The following is a 1,713-nucleotide window of genomic DNA, read 5'->3' on the forward strand; positions in this document are numbered from 1 at the left end:
CCGCAGGCTGCGATCCTTTGATCTTGCCTTCAGCTTTTGTCTTTAGCGTGCGCCGCCAGACGCTCAAGCGCCGCACGCAGGCCTGGATCGCTGATCCCGTCAGCCGTCGACTGAATGGTCTGCGCCGCATCGGTGGACAGATCCATCGCATGTCCGCTCACCCGGCGCTGGACCAGCGGCGGTTGTACGCGGAACTGAATGCGCGTCAGGTTGGCGAACTCTTCGAACAACTGCAGCTGGCGTTGCAGACGCTTTTGCTGGTAACGCAGCCGCGTCGCCCAGTGCCCGTCGGTCACCACCAGCGTCAATTGGCCTTCACGCCATTTGGCCACATGGCAATGTTCACGGGCGGCCGGTTGCAACTGGCTTTCGAGCAGACGCTGCAGATGCCCCAGGCGTTGGGCGTGGCCGAGCAAGGCCTTGAGCGGCTTGGCTTCGCGCAGCAGAACGGCGGGCGCTCTGGCTGTAAGAAGGCGAAATGCCATGATCAAATACCTGAAGTAACAGAATGGCCATGGTAGCAGAAAGCCGCGGAACCACTCGCCCATTGCTTTTGTCCCTGCTTTGCCCATTAAATCAACGACTAACTTCTTTCCCGTATGGGTTGAAGTTGAGCAAAACGCCCCTATTTTAAGTGAGCCCCGTCAAAGCGCAGTGCCAGCATCGTGGAATATCGCCACTTTCCTCACTTCCGTTTCCGGGTAGAATGCTCGTTCGCATGCGGCCATGAGGGCTGCACGGGCGACGCTCATGGGGCCGCCCTCCATCCCTTTAGTGTGGAAGATCCTGCCGATATGTTTGCGCCTTTGTTAAAGAAACTTTTTGGAAGCAAGAACGAGCGTGAAGTCAAACGCATGCTCAAGACGGTGCAGCTCGTCAATGCCTTCGAAGAGCAAATGGTGGCCCTTTCGGACGATCAGTTGCGCGCCAAGACCAATGAGTTCAAGGCCCGTATCGCCAAAGGGGAATCCCTCGACAAGCTGTTGCCTGAAGCCTTCGCGGTCGCCCGTGAGGCGGGCAAGCGCGTCATGGGCATGCGCCACTTCGACGTCCAGTTGATCGGCGGCATGACCCTGCATGAAGGCATGATTGCCGAAATGCGTACCGGTGAGGGTAAAACCCTCGTAGCGACCCTGGGCGTTTACCTCAACGCGCTGTCCGGCAAGGGCGTGCACGTTGTGACCGTGAACGACTACCTGGCCCGCCGTGACGCCAACTGGATGCGCCCGCTGTATGAGTTCCTCGGCCTGACCGTCGGCGTCGTGACGCCGTTCCAGCCGCCGGAAGAGAAGCGCGCCGCGTATGCCGCCGACATCACCTACGGCACCAACAACGAATTCGGGTTCGACTACCTGCGCGACAACATGGCGTTCAGCATGGAAGAGAAATTCCAGCGCGAACTCAATTTTGCCGTGATCGACGAAGTCGACTCCATCCTCATCGACGAAGCCCGTACCCCGCTGATCATTTCCGGTCAGGCCGAGGACAGTTCCAAGCTGTACATGGAGATCAACAAGTTGATCCCGCAGCTGGAACTGCACGTCGAAGAAGTCGAAGGCCAGGTCACCAAGGCCGGTCACTACACCATTGACGAGAAGACCCGTCAGGTCGAACTCAATGAAGCCGGTCACCAGTACATCGAAGAAATGCTCACCGGCGTCGGCCTGCTGGCCGAAGGCGAGAGTCTGTATTCTGCGCACAACCTGGGCCTGC

Annotated in this window: 2 protein-coding genes; one reads left to right on the forward strand and one right to left on the reverse strand. The window is 58.8% G+C overall.

Translation table 11 applies throughout. The annotated features are described in order from the left end of the window. Nucleotides 1-29 precede the first annotated feature (29 nt). Entirely contained in the window at nucleotides 30-485 is a 456-nt protein-coding gene (locus DBR18_RS18135; protein WP_108591335.1) for a DUF721 domain-containing protein, read from the reverse strand. A gap of 309 nt (nucleotides 486-794) precedes the next feature. Between DBR18_RS18135 and DBR18_RS18140 the strand changes: the two genes are divergently transcribed. Next, the coding region (locus DBR18_RS18140; RefSeq protein WP_371921112.1) for a DEAD/DEAH box helicase at nucleotides 795-1,713 on the forward strand (919 nt) is incomplete at its 3' end.

The sequence above is a fragment of the Pseudomonas sp. HMWF021 genome, assembly GCF_003061005.1.
In the GTDB taxonomy this organism is placed as follows: domain Bacteria; phylum Pseudomonadota; class Gammaproteobacteria; order Pseudomonadales; family Pseudomonadaceae; genus Aquipseudomonas.

Coding starts and splice junctions, on each gene's coding strand:
- DBR18_RS18135 (WP_108591335.1), bottom strand. CDS start 485: ATGGCATTTCGCCTTCTTACAGCCAGAGCGCCCGCCGTTCTGCTGCGC.